At 50.9% G+C, this 26,536-nt stretch carries 24 protein-coding genes and 1 pseudogene; 15 read left to right on the forward strand and 10 right to left on the reverse strand.

Going from position 1 to position 26,536, the window contains the following annotated elements:
- Positions 1 to 109: 109 nt before the first annotated feature.
- Positions 110 to 1,033 (reverse strand): DNA-binding transcriptional regulator DmlR, encoded by a 924-nt coding sequence (gene dmlR / locus G434_RS20115; RefSeq protein ID WP_001061578.1) that lies wholly within the window; start codon positions 1,031 to 1,033, stop codon positions 110 to 112.
- A gap of 102 nt (positions 1,034 to 1,135) precedes the next feature.
- On the opposite strand from dmlR, the gene dmlA reads away from it, so the two are divergent.
- The 4 genes and pseudogenes from dmlA to yeaX all read left to right on the forward strand — a co-directional run bounded on the left by dmlA (position 1,136) and on the right by yeaX (position 6,259).
- Positions 1,136 to 2,221: a multifunctional D-malate/3-isopropylmalate/tartarate dehydrogenase gene (gene dmlA / locus G434_RS20110; protein ID WP_000978516.1), complete on the forward strand. Its 1,086-nt coding sequence runs from the start codon at positions 1,136 to 1,138 to the stop codon at positions 2,219 to 2,221.
- Positions 2,222 to 2,471: 250 nt separating this feature from the next.
- Positions 2,472 to 4,082: pseudogene (gene yeaV / locus G434_RS20100) on the forward strand (BCCT family transporter YeaV).
- Positions 4,083 to 4,113: 31 nt separating this feature from the next.
- The gene (yeaW, locus tag G434_RS20095; protein ID WP_000067835.1) at positions 4,114 to 5,238 is read left to right on the forward strand and encodes a carnitine monooxygenase, oxygenase subunit YeaW; all 1,125 of its coding nucleotides are present in this window, start codon (positions 4,114 to 4,116) and stop codon (positions 5,236 to 5,238) included.
- A 55-nt stretch (positions 5,239 to 5,293) separates the two neighbouring features.
- Positions 5,294 to 6,259 carry a carnitine monooxygenase reductase subunit YeaX gene (gene yeaX, locus G434_RS20090; RefSeq protein ID WP_001287010.1) on the forward strand — a complete coding sequence of 322 codons (966 nt, stop codon included), beginning with the start codon at positions 5,294 to 5,296 and terminating at the stop codon, positions 6,257 to 6,259.
- 53 nt (positions 6,260 to 6,312) lie between these two features.
- Here the strand turns inward: yeaX and rnd are convergent, their stop codons facing one another.
- From rnd to G434_RS20065, 5 genes are all read right to left on the reverse strand, one after another.
- Positions 6,313 to 7,428 (reverse strand): ribonuclease D, encoded by a 1,116-nt coding sequence (gene rnd / locus G434_RS20085; RefSeq protein ID WP_001303529.1) that lies wholly within the window; start codon positions 7,426 to 7,428, stop codon positions 6,313 to 6,315.
- 81 nt (positions 7,429 to 7,509) lie between these two features.
- Entirely contained in the window at positions 7,510 to 9,195 is a 1,686-nt protein-coding gene (gene fadD, locus G434_RS20080; protein WP_000758422.1) for a long-chain-fatty-acid--CoA ligase FadD, read from the reverse strand.
- A gap of 204 nt (positions 9,196 to 9,399) precedes the next feature.
- Positions 9,400 to 9,981, reverse strand: coding sequence for a Slp family lipoprotein YeaY (gene yeaY / locus G434_RS20075; protein ID WP_000290576.1), 582 nt, complete (start codon positions 9,979 to 9,981; stop codon positions 9,400 to 9,402).
- Between the two features lie 38 nt (positions 9,982 to 10,019).
- Positions 10,020 to 10,715 carry a tRNA (adenosine(37)-N6)-threonylcarbamoyltransferase complex dimerization subunit type 1 TsaB gene (gene tsaB, locus G434_RS20070; protein ID WP_001220981.1) on the reverse strand — a complete coding sequence of 232 codons (696 nt, stop codon included), beginning with the start codon at positions 10,713 to 10,715 and terminating at the stop codon, positions 10,020 to 10,022.
- A gap of 57 nt (positions 10,716 to 10,772) precedes the next feature.
- On the reverse strand, positions 10,773 to 12,683 hold the full coding sequence (locus G434_RS20065) for a DNA repair helicase YoaA (protein ID WP_000128862.1): 1,911 nt from the start codon (positions 12,681 to 12,683) through the stop codon (positions 10,773 to 10,775).
- Between the two features lie 131 nt (positions 12,684 to 12,814).
- Here G434_RS20065 and G434_RS20060 point away from each other — a divergent pair, with 131 nt between their 5' ends.
- Both G434_RS20060 and G434_RS20055 read left to right on the forward strand, forming a co-directional pair.
- A complete protein-coding gene (locus G434_RS20060; protein ID WP_001295493.1) occupies positions 12,815 to 13,159 on the forward strand; it encodes a RidA family protein in 345 nt (114 codons plus the stop codon).
- 421 nt (positions 13,160 to 13,580) lie between these two features.
- Positions 13,581 to 13,880, forward strand: a complete 300-nt coding sequence (locus G434_RS20055) for a DUF1889 family protein (protein ID WP_001111989.1) — start codon at positions 13,581 to 13,583, stop codon at positions 13,878 to 13,880.
- A 119-nt stretch (positions 13,881 to 13,999) separates the two neighbouring features.
- Here G434_RS20055 and G434_RS20050 read toward each other — a convergent pair whose 3' ends face one another.
- Positions 14,000 to 14,179 (reverse strand): YoaH family protein, encoded by a 180-nt coding sequence (locus G434_RS20050; protein WP_000457334.1) that lies wholly within the window; start codon positions 14,177 to 14,179, stop codon positions 14,000 to 14,002.
- Between the two features lie 73 nt (positions 14,180 to 14,252).
- Between G434_RS20050 and pabB the strand changes: the two genes are divergently transcribed.
- From pabB to G434_RS20030, 4 genes are all read left to right on the forward strand, one after another.
- Positions 14,253 to 15,614 carry an aminodeoxychorismate synthase component 1 gene (pabB, locus tag G434_RS20045; RefSeq protein WP_000855015.1) on the forward strand — a complete coding sequence of 454 codons (1,362 nt, stop codon included), beginning with the start codon at positions 14,253 to 14,255 and terminating at the stop codon, positions 15,612 to 15,614.
- A gap of 3 nt (positions 15,615 to 15,617) precedes the next feature.
- Positions 15,618 to 16,196 carry a CoA pyrophosphatase gene (locus G434_RS20040; protein ID WP_000456725.1) on the forward strand — a complete coding sequence of 193 codons (579 nt, stop codon included), beginning with the start codon at positions 15,618 to 15,620 and terminating at the stop codon, positions 16,194 to 16,196.
- A 183-nt stretch (positions 16,197 to 16,379) separates the two neighbouring features.
- Complete coding sequence (gene sdaA / locus G434_RS20035; RefSeq protein WP_000624291.1) at positions 16,380 to 17,744, forward strand: L-serine ammonia-lyase; 1,365 nt, start codon at positions 16,380 to 16,382, stop codon at positions 17,742 to 17,744.
- Positions 17,745 to 17,874: 130 nt separating this feature from the next.
- Positions 17,875 to 19,473, forward strand: a complete 1,599-nt coding sequence (locus G434_RS20030; protein WP_001322971.1) for an EAL domain-containing protein — start codon at positions 17,875 to 17,877, stop codon at positions 19,471 to 19,473.
- A 3-nt stretch (positions 19,474 to 19,476) separates the two neighbouring features.
- Here G434_RS20030 and yoaE read toward each other — a convergent pair whose 3' ends face one another.
- Positions 19,477 to 21,033, reverse strand: coding sequence for a CNNM family cation transport protein YoaE (gene yoaE / locus G434_RS20025; protein ID WP_000394983.1), 1,557 nt, complete (start codon positions 21,031 to 21,033; stop codon positions 19,477 to 19,479).
- On the reverse strand, positions 21,021 to 21,179 hold the full coding sequence (locus tag G434_RS30920; protein WP_001327808.1) for a protein YoaL: 159 nt from the start codon (positions 21,177 to 21,179) through the stop codon (positions 21,021 to 21,023). The genes yoaE and G434_RS30920 overlap by 13 nt, the downstream gene beginning before the upstream one ends.
- Before the next feature lie 316 nt (positions 21,180 to 21,495).
- On the opposite strand from G434_RS30920, the gene manX reads away from it, so the two are divergent.
- From manX to mntP, 5 genes are all read left to right on the forward strand, one after another.
- The gene (manX, locus tag G434_RS20015) at positions 21,496 to 22,467 is read left to right on the forward strand and encodes a PTS mannose transporter subunit IIAB (protein WP_000150543.1); all 972 of its coding nucleotides are present in this window, start codon (positions 21,496 to 21,498) and stop codon (positions 22,465 to 22,467) included.
- A 62-nt stretch (positions 22,468 to 22,529) separates the two neighbouring features.
- Positions 22,530 to 23,330: a PTS mannose transporter subunit IIC gene (gene manY, locus G434_RS20010; RefSeq protein ID WP_000406926.1), complete on the forward strand. Its 801-nt coding sequence runs from the start codon at positions 22,530 to 22,532 to the stop codon at positions 23,328 to 23,330.
- Positions 23,331 to 23,342: 12 nt separating this feature from the next.
- On the forward strand, positions 23,343 to 24,194 hold the full coding sequence (gene manZ / locus G434_RS20005; protein WP_000228655.1) for a PTS mannose transporter subunit IID: 852 nt from the start codon (positions 23,343 to 23,345) through the stop codon (positions 24,192 to 24,194).
- Between the two features lie 54 nt (positions 24,195 to 24,248).
- Complete coding sequence (locus tag G434_RS20000; RefSeq protein ID WP_000156255.1) at positions 24,249 to 24,707, forward strand: DUF986 family protein; 459 nt, start codon at positions 24,249 to 24,251, stop codon at positions 24,705 to 24,707.
- A 428-nt stretch (positions 24,708 to 25,135) separates the two neighbouring features.
- Positions 25,136 to 25,702, forward strand: coding sequence for a manganese efflux pump MntP (gene mntP / locus G434_RS19995; RefSeq protein WP_001296134.1), 567 nt, complete (start codon positions 25,136 to 25,138; stop codon positions 25,700 to 25,702).
- Here mntP and rlmA read toward each other — a convergent pair.
- The gene (gene rlmA / locus G434_RS19990; protein WP_000010122.1) at positions 25,699 to 26,508 is read right to left on the reverse strand and encodes a 23S rRNA (guanine(745)-N(1))-methyltransferase; all 810 of its coding nucleotides are present in this window, start codon (positions 26,506 to 26,508) and stop codon (positions 25,699 to 25,701) included. The two genes, mntP and rlmA, sit on opposite strands and share 4 nt — an antisense overlap.
- Positions 26,509 to 26,536 lie beyond the last annotated feature (28 nt).

The raw sequence follows: 26,536 nt of genomic DNA on the forward strand, positions 1-26,536 counted from the left end.
TCTTTCGATCATGCGCGATTAAAGGTGAATATGCTAACCAATCTGTAGCGGCTTAGAAAGGAGAAAATCAGGTTTTAACCCGATATCAACCCGATAATTGAATCATTAATCAGGCATGCTCCAGTGAAAAATTCGGGTAGTGCTCGGCAAAATACTGGCGTAAAAATTCTACCGTTATCCGCACTTTCGCTGACGTCGCCAGCCTTGAAACATAAACGGCCCAGACGTTCGCTGGCTGGTAATATTCCGGTAGCACTTGTACTAAATGACCACTGGCAATGTTTTCGCTAACATCCCACCAGGAGCGCAGAGCAATCCCCTGCCCATCGAGACACCACTGATGGACAATTTCTCCATGATTAGACGACAGTGGGCCGGTAACTTTAATCGCATGGTGGCCTTCTTTATTGCGTAATTGCCAGACACCAAAAGGATGATCGCGCTCTTTAATGACCAGGCACGGCAATGCAGAAAGATCGGTTAAATGTTTCGGCGCGCCATGTTGCGCAATAAATTCCGGCGACGCGCAGAGAATGCGGTAATTGGTCGCCAGTTTGCGGGCGATTAAATTAGGGGCGATATCATCGCCAATGCGAATATCGAGATCGACACCTTCATTGACCAAATCGACCAACCGGTCTTCCACATCAAAACGTAATTCCAGTTGCGGATACGCCTTCGCCAGCGCTGATAACGCCGGAGCCACTACCTGTCGTCCAAAACCAAAGCTGCTGATAATACGCAGCATCCCCTGCGGCACCTGACGCACGTCAGAAAGTTCGTCCATCATTTGACCGACATCCTGCAAAATCCGCTGCGCCCATTCATAAATCCGCTCTCCTTCTTCGGTAATGGTGACGCGGCGGGTGGTGCGGTGTAACAACACCACGTTTAGCGTTTGCTCCAGCAAGGCGATGCGCTTGCTGACGAACGCCGGAGAAACGCCCAGTTCTTCCGCCACGGCGGCAAAACCAGCCCGGCGAGCCACCAGCATAAAGACGCGCAAATCGTTCAGCAGCGGTAAATTATTCATGATTCGTGTTTTATGTTTCACCAGTTACGGGGATTAATTCCTTTTCAGTCAATTATAGGATGAGGGTATTGTCAATTTTGATGGTCAGGAAGTGAGAACCCAATGATGAAAACGATGCGTATTGCTGCGATCCCGGGAGACGGGATTGGCAGAGAAGTCCTTCCTGAAGGGATTCGCGTGTTACAGGCTGCCGCTGAGCGCTGGGGCTTCGCCTTGAGTTTTGAGCAAATGGAGTGGGCGAGCTGCGAGTATTACAGCCATCACGGTAAAATGATGCCGGACGACTGGCATGAGCAACTTAGCCGTTTCGACGCCATCTATTTTGGTGCCGTCGGCTGGCCGGACACCGTTCCGGACCATATTTCGTTGTGGGGTTCGCTGCTGAAATTTCGTCGTGAATTCGACCAGTACGTCAACCTGCGCCCGGTTCGTCTCTTTCCTGGCGTTCCCTGCCCGCTGGCGGGAAAACAGCCTGGCGACATCGATTTTTACGTGGTCAGGGAAAACACCGAAGGCGAATATTCCTCGCTCGGCGGCAGAGTGAATGAAGGTACAGAGCATGAAGTCGTCATTCAGGAATCGGTATTTACGCGTCGTGGTGTCGATCGCATTTTGCGTTATGCCTTCGAACTTGCGCAAAGCCGCCCACGTAAGACGCTAACTTCTGCCACTAAATCGAACGGTTTAGCCATCAGCATGCCGTACTGGGATGAGCGAGTGGAAGCAATGGCTGAGAATTACCCGGAGATCCGCTGGGACAAGCAGCATATTGACATTCTCTGCGCACGTTTTGTGATGCAGCCGGAACGCTTCGATGTGGTAGTGGCGTCCAATTTGTTTGGCGATATCCTTTCCGATCTTGGCCCGGCCTGCACCGGCACCATTGGCATTGCCCCATCCGCCAACCTGAATCCGGAACGCACTTTCCCGTCGCTCTTCGAGCCAGTCCACGGTTCCGCGCCGGATATCTACGGGAAAAACATTGCTAACCCTATCGCCACAATTTGGGCCGGTGCAATGATGCTCGATTTTCTCGGCAATGGCGATGAGCGTTTCCAGCAAGCGCATAACGGTATTCTGGCCGCGATTGAAGAAGTGATTGCTCACGGGCCGAAAACACCGGATATGAAAGGCAATGCCACCACGCCACAGGTTGCCGACGCGATTTGCAAAATTATTTTGCGTTAAGGTCAAACCAGTTTATTTGAACCGCGTCACTGACGCGGTTTTTTTATTCGTTCTTTGCAGTAAATAACCTGCGTCATTTCACCTTTTATTGTTTCCGTTTCGTGTTTTATGGCTTTCCGCATTCTTAATTGTTTAATTTATGTAACATGCAAATAATCAATTTGTTAATCACGACATGCAACTCATTACCCTGCAAATAATTACAACAGGCAAAAGCCAGAGACGGGCTTTTATGCCCAGGAGATGACTCATGATGAGCAATGTTAAGAAAAAAGATGTGCCGCTGATAAGCATCAGCCTAGTGGCCATTCTTTTCATCGCAGCTGCATTAAGCCTTTTCCCACAACAATCGGCCGACGCGGCCAACGCAATATACACTTTTGTTACGCGTACGTTAGGTTCCGCCGTACAGGTATTGGTTTTGCTGGCAATGGGGCTGGTGATTTATTTAGCCACCAGTAAATACGGCAATATTCGTCTTGGCGAAGGAAAACCGGAATACAGCACGCTCTCCTGGCTGTTTATGTTTATTTGTGCCGGTTTAGGTTCTTCTACGCTTTATTGAGGGGTTGCTGAATGGGCCTATTATTATCAAACACCTGGATTAAATATCGCACCGCGTTCACAACAGGCACTCGAATTTAGCGTCCCTTACTCCTTCTTCCACTGGGGCATCAGCGCCTGGGCAACTTATACGCTGGCCTCATTAATCATGGCTTATCACTTTCATGTGCGGAAAAACAAAGGTCTGAGTCTTTCCGGCATTATTGCCGCGATTACCGGCGTTCGCCCGCAAGGCCCGTGGGGAAAACTGGTCGATTTGATGTTCCTGATCGCCACTGTCGGTGCGCTGACCATTTCCCTTGTTGTTACCGCAGCAACCTTTACCCGTGGGCTTTCCGCGCTGACCGGTTTACCCGATAACTTCACCGTGCAGGCATTTGTGATACTGCTTTCCGGCGGCATTTTTTGCCTAAGCTCGTGGATTGGTATCAACAACGGTTTGCAACGTCTGAGCAAAATGGTTGGCTGGGGCGCGTTCCTGCTGCCATTACTGGTGCTCATTGTCGGCCCAACCGAATTTATTACCAACAGCATCATCAATGCCATCGGCCTGACCACGCAAAACTTCCTGCAAATGAGCTTATTCACCGATCCGCTTGGCGATGGTTCATTTACCCGCAACTGGACCGTTTTCTACTGGCTGTGGTGGATCTCATACACGCCTGGCGTAGCAATGTTTGTCACCCGCGTTTCCCGCGGTCGTAAGATTAAAGAAGTTATCTGGGGACTGATCCTCGGCAGCACCGTCGGTTGCTGGTTCTTCTTCGGCGTAATGGAAAGCTATGCCATTCACCAGTTTATCAATAGCGTAATCAACGTCCCACAGGTGCTGGAAACACTGGGCGGCGAGACAGCTGTGCAGCAAGTTCTGATGTCGTTGCCAGCCGGTAAATTGTTCCTCGCCGCATACCTGGGCGTGATGATTATTTTCCTTGCCTCGCATATGGATGCGGTGGCCTACACCATGGCGGCAACCAGTACGCGTAATCTCCAGGAAGGTGACGATCCTGACCGTGGGCTGCGTCTTTTCTGGTGCGTGGTAATTACCCTGATCCCGCTTTCAATTCTTTTCACTGGCGCGTCGCTGGAAACGATGAAAACCACCGTCGTACTCACAGCCCTTCCGTTCCTCGTCATTTTACTGGTGAAAGTCGGCGGATTTATTCGCTGGCTGAAACAGGATTACGCCGACATTCCGGCTCATCAAGTTGAACATTATCTCCCGCAGACACCGGTTGAAGTCCTGGAAAAAACGCCAGTGCTCCCTGCGGGAACCGTATTCAAAGGCGACAACTGAGCGCCATCATCCTAACGATAAAGGTATCCCTATGAGCAATCTGAGCCCTGACTTTGTACTACCCGAAAATTTTTGCGCTAACCCGCAAGAGGCGTGGACCATTCCTGCCCGTTTTTATACCGATCAGAACGCCTTTGAACACGAAAAAGAGAGCGTCTTCGCCAAAAGCTGGATTTGCGTCGCTCATAGCAGCGAACTGGCGAATGCCAATGATTATGTGACGCGTGAGATCATTGGCGAAAGCATCGTGCTGGTACGCGGTCGTGATAAGGTTTTGCGCGCGTTCTATAACGTGTGTCCGCACCGTGGTCATCAGTTATTGAGCGGCGAAGGGAAAGCGAAAAATGTGATTACCTGCCCGTATCACGCATGGGCATTCAAACTCGATGGCAACCTGGCCCATGCACGTAACTGCGAAAACGTCGCCAATTTCGATAGCGACAAAGCTCAACTGGTTCCGGTGCGTCTGGAAGAATATGCCGGATTCGTCTTCATCAACATGGACCCCAACGCCACCAGCGTAGAAGATCAGTTACCCGGTCTGGGGGCGAAAGTGCTGGAAGCCTGCCCGGAAGTCCACGATCTGAAACTGGCGGCCCGCTTTACCACCCGCACGCCTGCCAACTGGAAGAACATTGTCGATAACTATCTCGAGTGCTATCACTGTGGTCCGGCGCATCCAGGTTTTTCCGACTCCGTTCAGGTTGATCGTTACTGGCACACCATGCACGGTAACTGGACGCTGCAATACGGTTTCGCCAAACCGTCCGAACAGTCTTTCAAATTCGAAGAGGGCACGGATGCGGCATTCCACGGTTTCTGGCTGTGGCCGTGCACGATGCTGAACGTCACTCCGATCAAAGGGATGATGACGGTCATTTATGAATTCCCGGTGGATTCTGAAACTACCCTGCAAAACTACGATATTTACTTCACCAATGAAGAGTTAACCGACGAGCAAAAATCGCTGATTGAGTGGTATCGCGATGTGTTCCGTCCGGAAGATTTACGTCTGGTTGAAAGCGTACAGAAAGGGCTGAAATCGCGTGGCTATCGTGGTCAGGGGCGCATCATGGCCGACAGTAGCGGTAGTGGCATTTCCGAACATGGTATCGCCCATTTCCATAATCTGCTGGCGCAGGTATTTAAGGACTAATGACATCGGCGGCGGTATTTTCCGCCGCTGGGCTGATTTTTGATGGAGTACAGCAATGTCAGACTATCAAATGTTTGAAGTACAGGTGAGCCAGGTTGAACCGCTTACCGAACAGGTGAAACGCTTCACGCTGGTGGCAACCGATGGCAAACCATTACCTGCGTTTACCGGAGGAAGTCACATCATTGTGCAGATGAGCGATGGTGATAACCAGTACAGCAATGCTTATTCACTCCTGAGCTCGCCGCATGACACCTCTAGTTATCAGATTGCCGTTCGGCTGGAAGAAAACTCGCGCGGCGGTTCACGCTTTTTACATCAGCAGGTAAAAGTGGGCGATCGGTTAACGATTTCAACGCCTAATAACCTGTTTGCGCTAATTCCCTCGGCCAGAAAGCATCTGTTTATCGCGGGCGGCATTGGTATCACCCCTTTCCTGTCGCACATGGCAGAGTTGCAACACAGCGACGTCGACTGGCAGCTACATTACTGCACGCGAAATCCAGAAAGTTGCGCATTTCGTGATGAGCTAGTCCAGCATCCGCAGGCTGAGAAAGTCCATTTGCATCATTCATCAACCGGAACACGACTGGAATTAGCGCGATTATTGGCGGATATCGAACCTGGCACACATGTTTATACCTGTGGCCCCGAGGCGCTAAATGAAGCGGTAAGAAGTGAAGCTGCGCGTCTGGACATCGCCGCCGATACGCTGCACTTTGAGCAATTTGCTATCGAAGACAAAACCGGCGATGCATTTACCCTGGTGCTTGCCCGTTCCGGTAAAGAGTTTGTGGTGCCGGAAGAGATGACTATTTTGCAGGTTATTGAAAATAATAAAGCAGCGAAAGTGGAATGTTTATGTCGTGAAGGGGTATGCGGAACCTGCGAAACGGCAATACTGGAAGGTGAAGCTGACCATCGGGATCAGTATTTTAGCGATGAAGAGCGTGCCAGCCAGCAAAGTATGTTGATCTGTTGTTCGCGCGCGAAGGGTAAACGCCTGGTGTTGGATTTGTAGTTTGCCGAAGCCGGATGTGGCGCTGAGCGCGCCCAGTCCGGCTTCGGAAGATTTTACTGCGGATATTCCTGCAATAAATTGTGTAATGCTTCCGCCATCAGCTCACCACGCCAGCCGGAAATCAGCTCCGGCAAATTGTTCTGCGGTTTCAGTTTCCAGTGCCAGTTCAGCAGTTGGTTGATTTGCCGACGCGATGCCAGCAATTCGGCGCTGATCTTGTGCGTTTCGCTCACGTCAGTAATCAGCGACTTAATCGCTTTAAACGCTTTACGATAACCCGGCATGTCCATCAGGTTAAGCATCGGCTGCGGTAAGGCCTCTTCCGGCAATGTCTGCGCTTTTTCCACCAGCGCCAGCAGCGTTTTACCGTGAAAGCGGATTTCGCTACCGGATAAGCCCAGGCTGTCCAGTTCGCCTAAACTTCCCGGCATATAACGCGCTACCGACCACAAATGCTCTTCACGCACGACAAAGTTCACCGCCAGATCGCGCTCCCGCGCCTTGCGCAGTCGCCAGTCGGCTAACAGTTGCAGACAGGCCAGTTGGCGTGTGCGTAACTGCCAGGCATTGGTGATATCACGCCAGGCATCTTCCGGTGCAACGACTTCCTGACGACGCATTTGCATCAGGCGGCATTCATCCAGCGCCGCAGGTAGCCAGCCGGAGGCCTCCGTTTCTACCATAAGCTTGGCGGTGATCGGTAACAGATACCAGACATCCGCCGCTGCGTATTCACACTGACGTTCGGTCAGCGGTCTGGCCAGCCAGTCGGTGCGCGATTCACTCTTGTCCAGCGTAACGCCGGAATACTCTTCCACCATGGAAGCGAAACCCCATGACATCGGGCGTCCGCAGAAGGCAGCAAGGATTTGCGTGTCAATCAGGGGTTGTGGTAATTCGCCAAAGACATTGAGGAACACTTCCAGATCTTCACTGCCTGCATGGAGAAATTTTGTGATGGACGGATCGCGCAGGATCGCTTTCAGCGGTGACCAGTCGGTGATCCCGAGAGGATCAATTAGCGCCAGATGCTCACCATCAAAAAGTTGAATTAGACCCAGTTGCGGGTAATAGGTGCGCGTACGAACAAATTCAGTATCCAGGGCTATCGCCGGAAAGGCACGGACGGCTTCACACAAAGAAGCCAGCGCATCGTCCGTGGTAATCATTTGGTAATTCAAATTGTATTCTCTTTAGTGGGCGTCAAAAAAAACGCCGGATTAACCGGCGTCTGACGACTGACTTAACGCTCAGGCTTTATTGTCCACTTTGCCGCGCGCTTCGTCACGTAATTCTCGTCGCAAAATTTTTCCGACGTTAGATTTCGGTAACTCATCACGAAACTCCACCAGCTTCGGTACTTTGTAGCCCGTGAGCTGACGGCGGCAAAAGGTCACCAGTGACTCTTCGGTAAGCGATGGATCTTTTTTCACTACGAAGATTTTCACCGCTTCACCACTGGAGCCGGAAGGTACGCCAACAGCCGCGACTTCCTGTACGCCAGGATGCTGCATGACGACATCTTCAATCTCGTTGGGATAGACGTTAAAACCGGAAACCAGAATCATGTCTTTTTTACGATCGACAATGCGCAGGAATCCTTCTTCATCCATCACCGCGATGTCGCCAGTGTGTAACCAGCCATTTTTGATGATCTCATCGGTAGCATCCGGACGCTGCCAGTAACCCAGCATCACCTGCGGTCCTTTGACACAAAGCTCGCCCGGTTGACCCGGTGGTACTTCGTTGTCGTCGTCATCCACCAGTTTGGCTTCCGTCGACGGCACCGGCAAACCGATGCTACCACTATGATAATCAATATCATACGGGTTAACGCTCACCAGCGGCGCACACTCGGTCAGGCCATAACCTTCCAGCAGATACTGTCCAGTCAGTTTCACCCAACGTTCTGCCACCACTTGCTGAACAGGCATCCCTCCGCCTGCGGAAAGATGCAGACTGGAGAAATCCAGCTGCTGGAACTCTTTATTGTTCAGCAACGCATTGAACAAGGTGTTAACGCCAGTGATAGCGGTAAACGGATATTTCGCTAACTCTTTTACCAACCCAGGAATATCGCGCGGATTAGTGATAAGCAGGTTCTGCCCCCCCAGTTCGATAAACAGCAGGCAGTTAATGGTCAGGGCAAAAATGTGATACAGCGGCAGCGCCGTCACCACCAGCTCTTTGCCCGGATGCAACAGCGGACCATAGGTCGCGTTAACCTGTTCCAGGTTCGCCAGCATATTGCGGTGAGTCAGCATCGCGCCTTTCGCCACACCAGTGGTACCGCCGGTGTATTGCAGGAAAGCTAAATCTTCCGGCACCAGTTCGGGTTTGACGTACTGCATCCGGTAGCCGTTGTGCAGGGCGCTACGAAATGAAATGGCATCTGGCAGATGGTATTTCGGCACCAGACGCTTGATGTATTTAACAACGAAATTGACTACCGTGCCTTTTGCCGTAGATAGCTGATCGCCCATACGGGTCAGAATTACGTGCTGAACGGCGGTTTTATCAACCACTTTTTCCAGAGTGTGGGCAAAGTTAGACACGATAACAATCGCCGATGCGCCGCTATCGTTAAGCTGATGCTCAAGCTCACGCGGGGTATACAACGGGTTAACGTTTACAACGATCATCCCGGCACGCAAAATGCCAAACAGCGCCACCGGATATTGCAATAAATTAGGCATCATCAACGCAACGCGATCGCCTTTCTTCAGTCCCAACCCTTGTTGCAAATAAGCGGCAAACGCGCGACTGCGTTCTTCCAGTTTGCGGAAGGTCATCACCTCCCCCATATTCACAAACGCGGGTTGATCGGCGTAGCGCGCGACCGACTGCTCAAACATATCTACCAGAGATTGATAACGGTCAGGGTTGATCTCCGTCGGAACGTCCGCGGGATAACGGTTAAGCCAAACCTTCTTCAATTCTTCACCTCTAAAATGCGTGTTCGTCGTCATCGCAACCCCAAATGATATACATGTCGTTAACATAATATTAACTCATCATACCAGCTTGATAATTACCCAACGAAAAGGTTGCGAAGCGCGTCACTATTTATTTTTATCTTTACCGTAAGAATGCAGAAACAGCGGACCAGCCGCTGTTTCTTTTTCTTTAAAAACAAGCAATTATTCAGTTACAACAGTTTGTACTCTCGCGGGGCCGGGATTATACCAGCCCCATCCACCGTAGCCATAGGGCCAGCCACGACCGCCATAAAACCATGGATCAATCGGCTGAGGCGGCATAATCACCTGCTGGGTTAAATGCCAACGTTTGTAACCCGTTACCTGCATCACCATAAATTTATAGGGCGTGTTGCCGATTTTGCCGTCAACCGCACCGGTGATTGGCCCAACTACCGTAACCAGTTGTCCACGGAAATCTACCGGGTCCAGAAAACCGTTCACATCAGCATAAATGCGACCGCGAGAAGGTTCTCCCAGCGTCGGTCTGGCTCCGCTGTCCAGTGGTACGGTGGCAATTTCCAGGCGGGTTTTCCCTTGCTGGTTTTGTACCGCAACCACTTTGCCACCAAAGCGTGCCTCCTGACCAACGTACAGCTGCGGCGCACTCATCACCCGAACTAAATCTTGTTGCGGCGTGGGACTGCTGCCTTTAATGGCGTCCGGCACAGTAACACAACCGCTGAGCATTAGCGCAAACGTACCTGCCAGTATGCCTTTGATAACATTCTTTTGAACCGCCATGATGCGACTCCTTTTTTCTCAGGGCATACTCTTAAGATTCATTCTTTGCCCGGAAGTTTCTTCCATGCGACGTTGTTACGTAAATAAACCGGTTCGGCATGTTCAACCGCCACCGTTTTACCCTCGGCAAACATCTGACACGCAATCGGAAGCATATCTTCCGCCGCTGGCAGTAAAACTTCTCCGTCGCGCAAAACCAGCCCGCTCTCTTTACCGAGATCCGGCCAGGCTTGCCAGCCTGTACCTACCGTCACCCATTCGCCGGAAAGCTGTTGCATCCGTTCATGAACGAGTTCGGGTTTGAGTACAGCTTCGGTTTCTTCACCGTGCCAGATACCGTTTTCATCACGCTGATATTCGGCCCAGTAAACTTCGCCCATCCGCGCATCAATAGCAGCCAGCACGCGGGTTGCGCCGTTTTTGCGCCACGCCCCTTGCGCCATTGTCATTAGCGTGGAGACGCCAATCATCGGTAATTCCGCGCCAAGTGCCAGCCCTTGCGCAATGCCAATACCAATGCGCACGCCGGTAAAGCTACCGGGGCCGCGCCCGTATGCCAGAGCATTTATGTCAGTCAGGGAAGTTCCGCTGGTGGTCAGGATATCCTGCACCATCGGTAAAATTCGTTGAGTATGTTCACGAGGGCAAAGCTCAAAATGAGCGTTGACAGTACCGTCGTTCCACAGGGCGACAGAGCAGGCCTCTGTCGCGGTATCGATAGCCAGAATTCGCATGGGTCTTCGTGCTTAGATCAATAAAAAGGCGCGCATCATACCATACTCCATCACAAATTACCTGGAGGATGGTATCGCAAGGAAACGAACCGCACGGGCAATGTCACGGGTGCGCGGCGCTGGCGGCAGACTGGCGAGAAACGTCGCGCCGTAAGGGCGCATCACCAGCCGATTATCGCAAATCACCAAAACCCCTCGATCGTCGGCGTCGCGAATTAGTCGCCCTACCCCCTGTTTGAGAGTAATGACCGCATCCGGCAGCTGTACTTCATCGAACGGGTCGCCTCCGCGCAAACGGCAATCTTCCATGCGCGCTTTTAATAGTGGATCATCCGGTGAGGTAAACGGCAACTTGTCGATAATCACCAATGACAATGTATCGCCACGCACATCCACCCCTTCCCAGAAGCTGCTGGTTGCCACAAGAAGCGCGTTACCGGCGCTGACAAATTGCTGCAACAGTTGCCCTTTGCTGGTTTCCCCCTGCAACAAAACGGGAAGCGTCATGGTAGCGCGGAACTGCTCAGCCAGATCGCGCATCATGGCGTGCGAGGTACAAAGCATAAAACAACGACCGTTGTTAGCTTCGATGATCGGTCGCAACATTGCCGCCAGTTGCCGTGCGGAGCCCGGTTGATTGGTTTGCGGCAGGTTGCGCGGCACACAGAGTAACGCCTGGCGGCTGTAATCAAACGGGCTGGGTAACAGCAACGACTCTGCCTGTTCAATGCCAAGCCGCGAGGTAAAATGATGCAGATCGTCATTCACCGACAGCGTTGCTGAGGTAAAGATCCAGCTACCTGGTTTTTGCGCCATTAACTCTTTGAATTTATCCGCCACGCTGAGCGGCGTGAGTGCCAGAGTAAAATGGCGCGAAGTGCATTCGTACCAGTAGCTGTAGCCCGGCTGATTGATCTCTTTTAGCCGTTTCAGCCGCGTGCGATACAACGTGGCGCGCTCAAATGCCGCATCCAGCAAGGCGGAACGCCCCAGCGACAGTTTCGCCACGTCATAACAAAGTTCCAGGGTGTCATCGAGCAGTAAAAACGCCCGCTGAATTTGCGGATTAGCTAACAGTTCGCGCAGGTTGCCACGATAACCTGGCTCACCTAATTGCAGACGAAAATCCTGCGCACTCTGGGCAAGACGATCAGTGCACTTTTGTAACTGCTGGGTGTCTTTTAATTCGGTGCGGTAGGCGATGGTGATGTCTTTTGCCAGGTCGAGCAGTTGTCGACTGGAGAGTGACTGACCAAAATACTGGCTGGCAATGTCCGGTAGCTGGTGGGCTTCGTCGAAGATCATCACGTCCGCTTCCGGGATCAACTCGCCAAATCCACTCTCCTTAACCACCATATCCGCCAGAAAGAGATGATGGTTTACCACCACCACATCGGCGTCCATCGCTTTTTTGCGTGCTTTGACCACAAAGCATTCTTTATACATCGGGCAGTCGCTGCCAAGGCAGTTATCGTTGGTACTGGTGACCAGCGGCCACGCCTGTGAATCTTCCGCCACGCTGACGCAGGTGCTGATATCACCATCGACTGTTTGATTAGACCAGGAGCGCAGCAGGATCACATCGCTTAAGATTTGTACCGGCAGATCGCCCCCCGCCAGCGCCTGCTGTTCGAGACGCTCGAGGCAGAGGTAGTTTGAGCGCCCTTTCAGCAGCGCCACGTTGCCCGTATATTTCAATGCCTTTGAGACTGTTGGCAAATCGCGGCTGTAGAGCTGATCCTGCAACGCTTTTGAACCGGTCGAGATAATGACTTTCTTTTTCGCCCGCAGCGCAGGGGCCAGGTAAGCGTAGGTTTTGCCCGTACCGGTTCCGGCTTCCACCACCAGCGGCTGGCCTTTTTCTATCGCCTGGGTGACGGCTACCGCCATCTGTCGCTGTGGTTCTCGCGGCTTAAAGCCTGGTATCGCTTTCGCCAACTGACCGTCTGGTGCAAAATCGTCCGTCACACTACCCCCTGTTGATTTGAACAGGGATTATGTCAGGATGAGGGCGCTTTCGCCAGTTGAAGTGATGACGGCGACCTCACATTGTGGCAGTCTTTGCAGCACGAAAATGGAAGTATAATGAGGACAAAATGATGACTATCGTTCGTATCGATGCTGAAGCCCGCTGGTCTGATGTGGTGATCCACAACAACACGCTCTACTACACTGGTGTACCGGAAAACCTCGACGCCGATGCTTTCGAGCAAACTGCCAACACGCTGGCGCAGATTGACGCCGTGCTGGAAAAACAGGGCAGCAATAAATCGAGCATTCTGGATGCCACCATTTTCCTGGCCGATAAAAACGACTTCGCGGCGATGAATAAAGCGTGGGATGCCTGGGTTGTCGCGGGTCATGCGCCGGTGCGCTGCACGGTACAAGCGGGTTTGATGAACCCGAAGTATAAAGTTGAAATTAAGATTGTGGCTGCGGTGTAAGCTTTATCGAAGCAAAATAAGTCAGACGATAATTTATCGATAATACTGGTCGGTTTTACATAAATCGACCAGAGATTAAGATATTACTGTTGATGCTCCTGCTAATTCATTATTTATTTTTATATTTTCAATTTTAGCTATAAAGCTAACTATATAAATAAACATAACCATGCCGTTGTGTTCGCCCTTCGATTAGCATCTCTGGTTTTCTTTCTTAGCTGAACAATTTGGTTATAGCGTGAGAACTGACCGTCAATTTTCTCTCTCTTACTGGATAACACACCATGAGCTGCTACCTTTAAAACACCTGAATGTCAACAGGTTAACTCGTGCCATATCGTTATAATCCCTTTGATATTAGATGCAAATTAAGGTCATATATAGCCTTATCGATAACATGGTTAATTTTAAGGATAAGAATATGCCTGCTGTAATAGATAAAGCCCTGGATTTCATTGGTGCCATGGATGTATCAGCACCAACACCAAGTTCGATGAATGAAAGCACGGCGAAGGGAATCTTTAAATATTTAAAAGAACTGGGAGTACCCGCGAGCGCAGCCGATATTACGGCGCGAGCTGACCAGGAAGGCTGGAACCCGGGGTTCACGGAAAAAATGGTTGGATGGGCAAAAAAAATGGAGTCTGGTGAACGCATTGTGATTAAAAATCCTGAATACTTTTCAACATATATGCAGGAAGAACTAAAAGCACTGGTCTAAGTTAAATTTATATCAGCATAAATGGGTCAGGACGCTTTTAAGCACATATGAAAAGCGTCCTTTTTCTCACAACCAAATAACCATTGACTTCTATAACGAAAGCGATACGGATAAGTGTGTTACTCGTCTTCATCCTCAAAACGCGCCACGATTCGCTCGCCGGAATGGTTGGCACGCAGCTCTTCTGCCACCAACGCGATTGCCTGGCCGCTGCTCATCCCTTGTGCCATCAGTTCCTGGATCCGCTCGACGGCTTTTTGCTGCTGTTCATGGGTGAGTGAAGGTAAACCTGCAAACATTGTTAACTCCTGCTAAATTGTTGGCGCTAATTATTTCATGCTACCCGGCACATAGCCAGTAGAGTCAGGACTGATGAAGACGTTATCTCCCGCTGTGATTACTTTACCCTGGCGTCAGGACGCCGCTGAATTTTATTTCTCACGCTTAAGCCACCTGCCGTGGGCGATGCTTTTACACTCCGGCTATGCCGATCATCCGTATAGCCGCTTTGATATTGTGGTCGCCGAGCCGATTTGCACTTTAACCACTTTCGGTAAAGAAACCGTTGTTAGTGAAAGCGAAAAACGCACAACGACCACTGATGACCCGCTACAGGTGCTCCAGCAGGTGCTGGATCGCGCAGACATTCGCCCAGCGCATAACGAAGATTTGCCATTTCAGGGCGGCGCGCTGGGGTTGTTTGGCTACGATCTGGGCCGCCGTTTTGAGTCACTGCCAGAAATTGCGCAGCAAGATATCGTTCTGCCGGATATGGCAGTGGGTATCTACGACTGGGCGCTGGTTGTTGACCACCAGCGTCAAACAGTTTCTTTGCTGAGTCATAATGATGTCAATACCCGTCGGGCCTGGCTGGAAAGCCAGCAATTCTCCCCGCAGGAAGATTTCGCGCTCACATCCGACTGGCAATCCAATATGACCCGCGAGCAGTACGGCGAAAAATTTCGCCAGGTACAGGAATATCTGCACAGTGGTGATTGCTATCAGGTGAATCTCGCCCAGCGTTTTCATACGACCTATTCTGGCGATGAATGGCAGGCATTCCTTCAGCTTAATCAGGCCAACCGCGCGCCGTTTAGCGCTTTTTTACGTCTTGAACAGGGTGCGATTTTAAGCCTTTCGCCAGAGCGGTTTATCCTTTGTGATAATAGTGAAATCCAGACCCGCCCGATTAAAGGCACGCTACCACGCCTGCCCGATCCTCAGGAAGATAGCAAACAAGCAGAAAAACTGGCGAACTCAGCGAAAGATCGTGCCGAAAATCTGATGATTGTCGATTTAATGCGTAATGATATCGGTCGTGTTGCCGTAGCCGGTTCGGTAAAAGTACCAGAGCTGTTCGTGGTCGAACCCTTCCCTGCCGTGCATCATCTGGTCAGCACCATAACGGCGCGGCTACCAGAACAGTTACACACCAGCGATCTGCTGCGCGCAGCTTTTCCTGGTGGCTCAATAACCGGGGCTCCGAAAGTACGGGCTATGGAAATTATCGACGAACTGGAACCGCACCGACGCAATGCCTGGTGCGGCAGCATTGGCTATTTGAGCTTTTGCGGCAACATGGACACCAGCATTACTATCCGCACGCTGACTGCCATTAACGGACAAATTTACTGCTCTGCGGGCGGTGGAATTGTCGCCGATAGCCAGGAAGAAGCGGAATATCAGGAAACTTTTGATAAAGTTAATAAGATATTACGCCAACTGGAGAAGTAAGACGTGGAATACCGTAGCCTGACGCTTGATGATTTTTTATCGCGCTTTCAACTTTTGCGCCCGCAAATTAACCGGGAAACCCTAAATCATCGTCAGGCTGCCGTGTTAATCCCCATCGTCCGTCGACCGCAACCGGGGTTGTTGCTGACTCAGCGTTCGATTCATCTGCGTAAACACGCTGGACAAGTGGCATTCCCTGGAGGCGCAGTCGATGACACGGACGCATCAGTTATCGCCGCTGCGCTGCGCGAAGCTGAAGAAGAGGTCGCTATACCGCCTTCCGCCGTTGAAGTTATCGGCGTGCTGCCGCCCGTCGATAGCGTAACTGGCTATCAGGTAACCCCGGTGGTCGGCATTATCCCGCCCGATCTGCCGTATCGCGCCAGTGAAGATGAAGTCTCGGCGGTGTTTGAAATGCCGCTCGCCCAGGCATTACATCTGGGTCGTTATCACCCTTTAGATATCTACCGCCGTGGCGATTCACATCGGGTATGGCTGTCCTGGTACGAACAGTATTTTGTATGGGGAATGACCGCAGGCATAATTCGTGAACTGGCGTTGCAAATTGGTGTGAAACCCTGACTATACTTATCTTTACATCTACAAAACACTACTTGAGACAATCATCGCAATATTAGTTAAATCGCGGTTTTTGATTAGTTTAATTCATGTGAATAGTTAAGCCAGTCGCCGCGTTCCCTCTTACACTATGCGCTGTTATTAGTTCGTTACTGGAAGTCCAGTCACCTTGTCAGGAGTATTATCGTGATTAGTCTATTCGACATGTTTAAGGTGGGGATTGGTCCCTCATCTTCCCATACCGTAGGGCCTATGAAGGCGGGTAAACAGTTCGTCGATGATCTGGTCGAAAAAGGCTTACTGGATAGCGTTACTCGCGTTGCCGTGGACGTTTATGGTTCACTGTCGCTGACGGGTAAAGGCCACCACACCGATATCGCCATTATTATGGGTCTTGCAGGTAACGAACCTGCCACCGTGGATATCGACAGTATTCCCGGTTTTATTCGCGACGTAGAAGAGCGCGAACGTCTGCTGCTGGCACAGGGACGGCATGAAGTGGATTTCCCGCGCGACAACGGGATGCGTTTTCATAACGGCAACCTGCCGCTGCATGAAAACGGTATGCAAATCCACGCCTATAAAGGCGATGAAGTCGTCTACAGCAAAACTTATTATTCCATCGGCGGCGGTTTTATCGTCGATGAAGAACACTTTGGTCAGGATGCCGCCAACGAAGTGAGCGTGCCGTATCCTTTCAAATCTGCCACCGAACTGCTCGCGTACTGTAATGAAACCGGCTATTCGCTTTCTGGTCTCGCTATGCAGAACGAACTGGCGCTACACAGCAAGAAAGAGATCGACGAGTATTTCGCTCATGTCTGGCAAACCATGCAGGCATGTATCGATCGCGGGATGAATACCGAAGGCGTACTGCCAGGCCCGCTGCGCGTGCCGCGTCGTGCGTCGGCCCTGCGCCGGATGTTAGTTTCCAGCGATAAACTGTCTAACGATCCGATGAATGTCATTGACTGGGTAAACATGTTTGCGCTGGCAGTTAACGAAGAAAACGCCGCCGGTGGTCGTGTGGTAACTGCGCCAACCAACGGTGCTTGTGGCATTGTTCCGGCAGTGCTGGCTTATTATGACCACTTTATTGAATCGGTTAGCCCGGACATCTATACCCGTTACTTTATGGCAGCGGGCGCGATTGGTGCACTGTATAAAATGAACGCGTCTATTTCCGGTGCGGAAGTCGGTTGCCAGGGCGAAGTGGGTGTTGCCTGTTCAATGGCTGCTGCGGGTCTTGCAGAACTGCTGGGCGGTAGCCCGGAACAGGTTTGCGTGGCGGCGGAAATTGGCATGGAACACAACCTTGGTTTAACCTGCGACCCGGTTGCAGGGCAGGTTCAGGTGCCGTGCATTGAGCGTAATGCCATTGCCTCTGTGAAGGCGATTAACGCCGCACGGATGGCTCTGCGCCGCACCAGTGCACCGCGCGTCTCGCTGGATAAGGTCATCGAAACGATGTACGAAACCGGTAAGGACATGAACGCCAAATACCGCGAAACCTCACGCGGTGGTCTGGCAATCAAAGTCCAGTGTGACTAATACTTCTTACTCGCCCATCTGCAACGGATGGGCGAATTTATCCCCGCTTTCTCGTCTGCTGTAATTTTCCCCACTACACTTCCACTGTTGCGTCAGGCGTTTGTCGCCATACGCTTACAGGGTGGCCCGCATGCAAAAAGCACAACGGATCATTAAAACCTATCGCCGTAATCGAATGATTGTTTGTACGATTTGCGCACTCGTTACGCTCGCTTCGACCCTGAGCGTGCGATTTATTTCACAGCGTAACTTAAATCAACAACGGGTAGTACAATTCGCTAATCACGCTGTAGAGGAATTAGATAAAGTACTGCTTCCCCTACAGGCAGGTAGCGAAGTCTTGCTTCCGCTGATTGGTCTGCCCTGCTCTGTCGCCCATTTGCCATTACGTAAACAGGCGGCAAAACTCCAAACTGTGCGATCCATTGGCCTGGTGCAAGACGGCACACTTTATTGCTCCAGCATTTTTGGTTATCGCAATGTGCCCGTCGTGGACATTCTGGCTGAACTTCCTGCACCGCAACCACTTTTACGCCTGACGATCGACCGTGTCCTGATTAAAGGCAGTCCGGTTTTGATTCAATGGACACCTGCAGCGGGCAGTAGCAATGCTGGGGTCATGGAGATGATTAACATCGACTTACTGACGGCAATGCTCCTTGAGCCACAACTGCCGCAAATCAGTAGCGCCAGCCTGACGGTGGACAAACGGCATTTGCTCTATGGTAATGGGCTGGTAGATTCCCTTCCGCAACCTGAAAACAATGAAAACTATCAGGTTTCTTCGCAACGCTTTCCTCTTACCATTAACGTTAATGGTCCGGGGGCTACGGCGCTGGCATGGCACTATCTTCCAACACAATTACCGCTGGCGGTGCTGCTAAGTTTACTGGTGGGCTATATCGCCTGGCTGGCGACCGCTTACCGGATGAGTTTTTCCCGCGAAATCAATCTGGGCCTGGCGCAACATGAGTTCGAATTGTTCTGCCAGCCTTTGCTTAATGCGCGCAGCCAGCAATGTATTGGTGTAGAGATTTTGCTGCGCTGGAACAATCCGCGTCAGGGCTGGATTTCACCGGATGTGTTTATTCCTATCGCGGAAGAACATCATTTAATTGTGCCACTGACCCGCTATGTGATGGCAGAAACCATCCGTCAGCGGCATGTTTTCCCAATGAGTAGTCAGTTTCATGTTGGCATTAACGTCGCACCCAGTCATTTTCGCCGTGGTGTGCTGATAAAAGATCTCAATCAGTACTGGTTTAGCGCTCACCCGATTCAGCAACTGATCCTCGAAATCACCGAACGCGATGCCTTACTGGATGTTGATTATCGGATTGCCCGCGAGCTGCATCGTAAAAACGTCAAACTGGCGATTGATGACTTCGGCACCGGCAACAGTTCGTTTTCCTGGCTTGAAACATTACGTCCTGACGTGCTGAAAATTGATAAGTCATTTACCGCAGCTATAGGTTCTGACGCGGTTAACTCGACGGTGACCGATATCATCATCGCGCTGGGGCAAAGACTGAATATTGAACTGGTGGCGGAGGGCGTGGAAACGCAAGAACAGGCGAAGTATTTGCGCCGTCATGGCGTGCATATTTTGCAAGGGTATTTGTACGCACAGCCGATGCCGCTACGTGATTTTCCCAAATGGCTGGCGGGCAGCCAACCGCCGCCCGCCCAGCATAATGGACATATCACGCCCATTATGCCGTTACGTTAACGCTTACTCATCTTCATCGTGCGCCGGTTGCTCTTTAACAATGCGAACCAGATCAACACGATAATCATTGGCTTCAATGATGGTGATATGCAGTGGCCCTACATCAATCACATCGCCCACACGGGGAATGTGACCATTTGCCGAGATCACGAGGCCCGCGACCGTCGCGATATCATCGTCATCGGCAAGGTGCTCAACATCAAGCGCCTGCTGCAAGGCATGCAAATCTGTACCGCCTTTTACCAGCCAGCCGTCACCATCGGTAATGATTTCCGGCGTTTCGTCAGCGTCCGGGAATTCACCCGCAATGGCTTCCAGCACATCCAGCGGCGTGACCAGACCTTGTACCACACCAAACTCGTTGGTCACGATAACAAAGCTCCCGCGAGCACGACGCAGCACGCCCAGCAGGTTGATCGGATCGAGGGTTTCAGGGACGATAATCGCCGGAGACGCCGAAGCAATCGCCGCCACATCAACGCCCTCTTCCAGCGCCACCAGCAGTTCTTTAGCACGTACGATTCCGATGATTTCATCCAGTTCACCGCGACATACCGGGAACAGGCTGTGCGGTGAGGAGAGCAGCTGCTCGCGGATTTCATCGACCCCGAGATTAGCGTCAACCCAGCTTATTTCACCGCGCGGCGTCATGATCCCGCGCAGAGAACGCGACGCCAGCGTGAGTACGCCGTTAATCATGTAACGTTCTTCTTCGGCAAACGCACCTTCCGGGATCGGCATCGGCATCGGGTTATCGGCATCGTGCTGAACATTGGCCTGACGTTTCCCGCCCATCAAACGCAGGATGGCATCGGCAGTACGCGCTCGCAGCGGCAAAGTCGACTGGTGACGAATAAAGTTGCGACGCGCAATCTGGTTAAACACTTCGATGATGATCGAGAAGCCAATCGCGGCATACAGGTAACCTTTCGGAATGTGGAAACCGAAACCTTCTGCCACCAGACTCAGACCTATCATTAACAGGAAGCTCAGACAGAGCACCACCACCGTGGGATGCTGGTTAACAAATCGCGTCAGCGGTTTCGATGCCAGCAGCATAACCGCCATCGCAATCACTACCGCCGCCATCATCACTGGCAGATGGTTAACCATCCCTACTGCCGTAATTACCGCATCCAATGAGAAGACGGCGTCAAGGATGACAATCTGTGTGACGACCACCCAGAAACTGGCGTAGCCTTTACCGTGGCCGGAATCATGATCGCGGTTTTCCAGCCGTTCATGCAGTTCGGTTGTTGCTTTGAACAGCAAGAATATCCCCCCGAACAACATAATCAGGTCGCGTCCGGAGAAGGAGAAATCCATGACGGTAAATAGCGGTTTGGTCAGCGTGACCATCCATGAAATCAGCGACAGCAGCCCCAGACGCATAATCAGCGCCAGTGATAATCCCAGCAAACGCGCTTTATCGCGTTGTTTTGGCGGCAGTTTGTCAGCAAGAATGGCGATGAAGACCAGGTTATCGATACCCAGCACAATTTCGAGAACAACAAGCGTGAGTAGCCCCGCCCAAATTGAGGGGTCCATTAAGAATTCCATGACAAGCTCCTGCTTAAGGAATAGCTATTCGACGCCAGAAATAATGCAGGCGTAACGACAAAATGCAAACGAAAGGTGCGGCATAGAGTGCCAGAAAGGCAGGCGTTAAAAGGCCTGATGCTGAAATGACGTCGGTGACGATCCATACTGCGGGCTACTGCCCTATACTCCATGGTTGTTAAACGGGAGTTAAACATATCAGAGACGCCTCTGATTTGGCAAAGATTTACCTTCCTTTGCAAACGAATGTGACAAGGATATTTTACCTTTCGAAATTTCTGCTAATCGAAAGTTAAATTACGGATCTTCATCACATAAAATAATTTTTTCGATATCTAAAATAAATCGCGAAACGCAGGGGTTTTTGGTTGTAGCCCTTATCTGAATCGATTCGATTGTGGACGACGATTCAAAAATACATCTGGCACGTTGAGGTGTTAACGATAATAAAGGAGGTAGCAAGTGACCATTGCTATTGTTATAGGCACACATGGTTGGGCTGCAGAGCAGTTGCTTAAAACCGCAGAAATGCTGTTAGGCGAGCAGGAAAACGTCGGCTGGATCGATTTCGTTCCAGGTGAAAATGCCGAAACGCTGATTGAAAAGTACAACGCTCAGTTGGCAAAACTCGACACCACTAAAGGCGTGCTGTTTCTCGTTGATACATGGGGAGGCAGCCCGTTCAATGCTGCCAGCCGCATTGTCGTCGACAAAGAGCATTATGAAGTCATTGCAGGCGTTAACATTCCAATGCTCGTGGAAACGTTAATGGCCCGTGATGATGACCCAAGCTTTGATGAACTGGTTGCGCTGGCAGTAGAAACAGGCCGTGAAGGCGTGAAAGCTCTGAAAGCCAAACCGGTTGAAAAAGCCGCGCCAGCACCCGCTGCCGCAGCACCAAAAGCGGCTCCAACTCCGGCAAAACCAATGGGACCAAACGACTACATGGTTATTGGCCTTGCGCGTATCGACGACCGTCTGATTCACGGTCAGGTCGCCACCCGCTGGACCAAAGAAACCAATGTCTCCCGTATTATTGTTGTTAGTGATGAAGTGGCTGCGGATACCGTTCGTAAGACACTGCTCACCCAGGTTGCACCTCCGGGCGTAACAGCACACGTAGTTGATGTTGCCAAAATGATTCGCGTCTACAACAACCCGAAATATGCTGGCGAACGTGTAATGCTGTTATTTACCAACCCAACAGATGTAGAGCGTCTCGTTGAAGGCGGCGTGAAAATCACCTCTGTTAACGTCGGTGGTATGGCATTCCGTCAGGGTAAAACCCAGGTGAATAACGCGGTTTCGGTTGATGAAAAAGATATCGAGGCGTTCAAGAAACTGAATGCGCGCGGTATTGAGCTGGAAGTCCGTAAGGTTTCCACCGATCCGAAACTGAAAATGATGGATCTGATCAGCAAAATCGATAAGTAACGTATTGTGTTGATTATCACTCAGTTTTCACACTTTAGTCTTACGTAAACAGGAGAAGTACAATGGAGATTACCACTCTTCAAATTGTGCTGGTATTTATCGTAGCCTGTATCGCAGGTATGGGATCAATCCTCGATGAATTTCAGTTTCACCGTCCGCTAATCGCGTGTACCCTGGTGGGTATCGTTCTTGGCGATATGAAAACCGGTATTATTATCGGTGGTACGCTGGAAATGATCGCGCTGGGCTGGATGAACATCGGTGCTGCAGTTGCGCCTGACGCCGCTCTGGCTTCCATCATTTCTACCATTCTGGTTATCGCAGGTCATCAGAGCATTGGTGCAGGTATTGCACTGGCAATCCCTCTGGCCGCTGCGGGCCAGGTACTGACCATCATCGTTCGTACTATTACCGTTGCTTTCCAGCACGCTGCGGATAAGGCTGCTGATAACGGCAACCTGACAGCGATTTCCTGGATCCACGTTTCTTCTCTGTTCCTGCAAGCAATGCGTGTGGCTATTCCGGCCGTCATCGTTGCGCTGTCTGTTGGTACCAGCGAAGTACAGAACATGCTGAACGCGATTCCGGAAGTGGTGACCAATGGTCTGAATATCGCCGGTGGCATGATCGTGGTGGTTGGTTATGCGATGGTTATCAACATGATGCGTGCTGGCTACCTGATGCCGTTCTTCTACCTCGGCTTCGTAACCGCAGCATTCACCAACTTTAACCTGGTTGCTCTGGGTGTGATTGGTACTGTTATGGCAGTGCTCTACATCCAACTTAGCCCGAAATACAACCGCGTAGCCGGTGCGCCTGCTCAGGCAGCTGGTAACAACGATCTCGATAACGAACTGGACTAACAGGTGAGCGAAATGGTTGATACAACTCAAACTACCACCGAGAAAAAACTCACTCAAAGTGATATTCGTGGCGTCTTCCTGCGTTCTAACCTCTTCCAGGGTTCATGGAACTTCGAACGTATGCAGGCACTGGGTTTCTGCTTCTCTATGGTACCGGCAATTCGTCGCCTCTACCCTGAGAACAACGAAGCTCGTAAACAAGCTATTCGCCGTCACCTGGAGTTCTTTAACACCCAGCCGTTCGTGGCTGCGCCGATTCTCGGCGTAACCCTGGCGCTGGAAGAACAGCGTGCTAATGGCGCAGAGATCGATGACGGTGCTATCAACGGTATCAAAGTCGGTTTGATGGGGCCGCTGGCTGGTGTAGGCGACCCGATCTTCTGGGGAACCGTACGACCGGTATTTGCAGCGCTGGGTGCCGGTATCGCAATGAGCGGCAGCCTGTTAGGTCCGCTGCTGTTCTTCATCTTGTTTAACCTGGTGCGTCTGGCAACCCGTTACTACGGCGTAGCGTATGGTTACTCCAAAGGTATCGATATCGTTAAAGATATGGGTGGTGGTTTCCTGCAAAAACTGACGGAAGGGGCGTCTATCCTCGGCCTGTTTGTCATGGGGGCATTAGTTAACAAGTGGACGCATGTCAACATCCCGCTGGTTGTCTCTCGCATTACTGACCAGACGGGCAAAGAACACGTTACCACTGTCCAGACTATTCTGGACCAGTTAATGCCAGGCCTGGTACCACTGCTGCTGACCTTTGCTTGTATGTGGCTACTGCGCAAAAAAGTTAACCCGCTGTGGATCATCGTTGGCTTCTTCGTCATCGGTATCGCTGGTTACGCTTGCGGCCTGCTGGGACTGTAAGACTGTTGTACACTACCGGGGCCTTTTGGCCCCGTTTTTTTATCTGGAGGATTAATGACAATCACGGACCTGGTACTGATTCTTTTCATCGCCGCACTCCTGGCCTTCGCGATCTACGATCAGTTCATCATGCCCCGCCGTAACGGCCCCACCCTGCTGGCAATTCCTTTGCTCCGGCGTGGTCGCATCGATAGCGTTATCTTCGTCGGATTGATTGTCATTCTTATCTATAACAACGTCACGAATCATGGCGCGCTAATAACAACATGGTTATTAAGTGCACTGGCTCTGATGGGTTTTTATATATTCTGGATCCGCGTTCCGAAGATCATCTTTAAACAAAAAGGTTTTTTCTTCGCCAATGTCTGGATTGAATATAGCCGAATCAAAGCGATGAACTTGTCGGAAGATGGCGTGTTGGTGATGCAATTAGAACAGCGTCGGCTGTTAATCCGCGTTCGAAATATCGACGATCTGGAAAAAATTTATAAGCTTCTCGTTTCAACTCAATAAGTTATGAATTTAGCCAAAGCTATGTTTAGTGTATTTTTAATAATCAGACATAGCTAAGGCTATATTACCTCTTCCCTTATTTGTTATTTATTTTAACGTTTCATTGATATATAAATCTAAATGAAAATCGTTATCAATAAAGCAATGAAATAATATATTCCAACAGTTGTTTTATATTCTCAAAATATGTTAAGGTTGCGCCCTCATTTGGGGAGTAGCCGATTTCCAGATTCCGGAAATGTACGTGTCAACATACTCGTTGCAAAACGTGGCACGTACGGACTGAACACTTTCAGTCAGGCGAGACCATATGCACATCAATCGCTATGCCTGCATGAACGCGAAAACCATCGCGGTTTGTCGTTCATGTATGCATGTTTGCTGGGGGCGATGATGTGTTTTATGGATACCCCGGTCAGGACGTTGTCATGAATATCACTGCTACTGTTCTTCTTGCGTTTGGTATGTCGATGGATGCATTTGCTGCATCAATCGGTAAAGGTGCCACCCTCCATAAACCGAAATTTTCTGAAGCGTTGCGAACCGGCCTTATTTTTGGTGCTGTCGAAACCCTGACGCCGCTGATCGGCTGGGGAATGGGCATGTTAGCCAGCCGGTTTGTCCTTGAATGGAACCACTGGATTGCGTTTGTGCTGCTGATATTCCTCGGCGGGCGAATGATTATTGAGGGTTTTCGTGGCGCAGATGATGAAGATGAAGAGCCGCGCCGTCGACACGGTTTCTGGCTACTGGTAACCACCGCGATTGCCACCAGCCTGGATGCCATGGCTGTGGGTGTTGGTCTTGCTTTCCTGCAGGTCAACATTATCGCGACCGCATTGGCCATTGGTTGTGCAACCTTGATTATGTCGACATTAGGGATGATGGTTGGTCGCTTTATCGGCTCAATTATTGGGAAAAAAGCGGAAATTCTCGGCGGGCTGGTGCTGATCGGCATCGGCGTCCAGATCCTCTGGACGCACTTCCACGGTTAATAAGAACGCTGCCAGAGGTGAATATTAAAGTCCGTCTGGCAGTCGAACACTTCTTTTGCTGCCAGTGTTTGCCAGACTTCTGGCTTCGCACGCCAGGCAAACGGCGTCATCTGCAATAATGCGACGGCTTCATCACCGCGAAGACGCATCGGATAACACAACTCATCACTCTGCTGTAATGTAAAACCTTCCAGTTGTTCTGCATGTGGTGCATGAAGATGTACTTCATTGTAAATCAGCCCCTTCAGCTCCATCAAATGTCGCGGTCCCGGCGTGGCAGTAATGACCCAACCGCCAGGCTTCACTACTCGCGCTAATTCTTCTGCTTTACACGGCGCGTAAATACGTATTATGGCGTCCATACTGGTATCGGAAAACGGCAAACGGTGGCTGGAAGCAACACAAAAAGTGACCTGCGGATAGCGTTTCGCCGCCGCTTTTATCGCTACCTTCGAGACATCCAGGCCAAACGTGGTGATTTCGGGCAGCGCATCGGCAAATGCGTGTGTGTAATACCCTTCACCACAGCCAATATCCAGCACCGCTGTGGCCTTTTCATCAAGCCGTTCCCGCAGTTGGGCGACAATTGCATCACGCAGCGGCTGATAATGTCCGGCATCTAAGAATGCGCGGCGTGCTTGCATCATTTCCGCGCTGTCGCCCGGATCACGAGACCGTTTATGCTGAACAGGCAGCAGATTGACATACCCTTCTTTCGCCATATCAAACTGATGTCGCTGGGGACAGATATAGCTGTTTTTTTCACGCGAAAGAGGCTGATGGCAAAGTGGACAGGAAAACGACATGACAACTCCGGCAGGATACTAAAGGCCG

The sequence above is a fragment of the Escherichia sp. KTE172 genome (assembly GCF_000408845.1).
Taxonomy (GTDB): Bacteria; Pseudomonadota; Gammaproteobacteria; order Enterobacterales; family Enterobacteriaceae; genus Escherichia; species Escherichia coli.

Excerpts from the sequence above, each read along its gene's own strand:
- rnd (WP_001303529.1), bottom strand. The coding sequence starts at position 7,428 with ATGATTACCACGGACGATGCGCTGGCTTCTTTGTGTGAAGCCGTCCGT.
- rlmA (WP_000010122.1), bottom strand. The coding sequence starts at position 26,508 with ATGTCGTTTTCCTGTCCACTTTGCCATCAGCCTCTTTCGCGTGAAAAA.
- G434_RS20030 (WP_001322971.1), top strand. The coding sequence starts at position 17,875 with ATGCAAAAAGCACAACGGATCATTAAAACCTATCGCCGTAATCGAATG.
- yeaY (WP_000290576.1), bottom strand. The coding sequence starts at position 9,981 with ATGGCGGTTCAAAAGAATGTTATCAAAGGCATACTGGCAGGTACGTTT.
- manZ (WP_000228655.1), top strand. The coding sequence starts at position 23,343 with ATGGTTGATACAACTCAAACTACCACCGAGAAAAAACTCACTCAAAGT.
- dmlR (WP_001061578.1), bottom strand. The coding sequence starts at position 1,033 with ATGAATAATTTACCGCTGCTGAACGATTTGCGCGTCTTTATGCTGGTG.
- yeaX (WP_001287010.1), top strand. The coding sequence starts at position 5,294 with ATGTCAGACTATCAAATGTTTGAAGTACAGGTGAGCCAGGTTGAACCG.
- manY (WP_000406926.1), top strand. The coding sequence starts at position 22,530 with ATGGAGATTACCACTCTTCAAATTGTGCTGGTATTTATCGTAGCCTGT.
- G434_RS20060 (WP_001295493.1), top strand. The coding sequence starts at position 12,815 with ATGACTATCGTTCGTATCGATGCTGAAGCCCGCTGGTCTGATGTGGTG.
- G434_RS20050 (WP_000457334.1), bottom strand. The coding sequence starts at position 14,179 with ATGTTTGCAGGTTTACCTTCACTCACCCATGAACAGCAGCAAAAAGCC.
- pabB (WP_000855015.1), top strand. The coding sequence starts at position 14,253 with ATGAAGACGTTATCTCCCGCTGTGATTACTTTACCCTGGCGTCAGGAC.
- mntP (WP_001296134.1), top strand. The coding sequence starts at position 25,136 with ATGAATATCACTGCTACTGTTCTTCTTGCGTTTGGTATGTCGATGGAT.
- dmlA (WP_000978516.1), top strand. The coding sequence starts at position 1,136 with ATGATGAAAACGATGCGTATTGCTGCGATCCCGGGAGACGGGATTGGC.
- tsaB (WP_001220981.1), bottom strand. The coding sequence starts at position 10,715 with ATGCGAATTCTGGCTATCGATACCGCGACAGAGGCCTGCTCTGTCGCC.
- G434_RS20000 (WP_000156255.1), top strand. The coding sequence starts at position 24,249 with ATGACAATCACGGACCTGGTACTGATTCTTTTCATCGCCGCACTCCTG.
- yeaW (WP_000067835.1), top strand. The coding sequence starts at position 4,114 with ATGAGCAATCTGAGCCCTGACTTTGTACTACCCGAAAATTTTTGCGCT.
- G434_RS30920 (WP_001327808.1), bottom strand. The coding sequence starts at position 21,179 with ATGGATCGTCACCGACGTCATTTCAGCATCAGGCCTTTTAACGCCTGC.
- G434_RS20055 (WP_001111989.1), top strand. The coding sequence starts at position 13,581 with ATGCCTGCTGTAATAGATAAAGCCCTGGATTTCATTGGTGCCATGGAT.
- yoaE (WP_000394983.1), bottom strand. The coding sequence starts at position 21,033 with ATGGAATTCTTAATGGACCCCTCAATTTGGGCGGGGCTACTCACGCTT.